The 407-nt window shown below is 72.2% G+C and carries 1 protein-coding gene; it reads left to right on the top strand.

Annotated features, from left to right (window positions below; translation table 11 throughout):
• Positions 1-407, top strand: a 407-nt coding sequence (locus GTY56_RS05490; RefSeq protein WP_161363033.1) for an AMP-binding protein, incomplete at both ends; no start/stop codon positions are given.

Raw genomic sequence — 407 nt, 5'->3', positions numbered from 1 at the left:
TCGTACGCGGAGCTGGACGCGCGGGCGAACCGGCTGGCGCGGTTGCTGGTTTCCCGCGGTGTCGGCGCGGAGTCCGTGGTTGCGGTGTGCCTGGACCGTGGCGTGGACGCGGTCGTGGCACTGCTGGGTGTGATGAAGGCCGGCGGCGCGTATCTGCCGGTCGACCCCGGATATCCGGCCGAGCGGGTCGCGTACATGCTCGACAGCTCGCAAGCGGTGACGGTCGTGACCACGTCGGCGCACGAACCCGCCCTGCCCGCGGGCCTGGCCCGGCTGGTGGTGGACGACCCGGCGACGGTCCAGGACCTCGCGGCTCAGGACGCCGGGGTCCCGGGTGACCGGGTGTTGCGGCCGGGGAATCCGGCGTATGTGATTTTCACGTCGGGTTCGACGGGGCGTCCGAAGGG

Origin of the sequence: Streptomyces sp. SID5643 (assembly GCF_009872555.1) — a bacterium.
GTDB classification, from domain to species: Bacteria; Actinomycetota; Actinomycetes; order Streptomycetales; family Streptomycetaceae; genus Streptomyces; species Streptomyces iakyrus.
The sequence above is the reverse complement of the archived record's forward strand: the minus strand, read 5'-3'. Positions and strand labels throughout refer to the sequence as shown.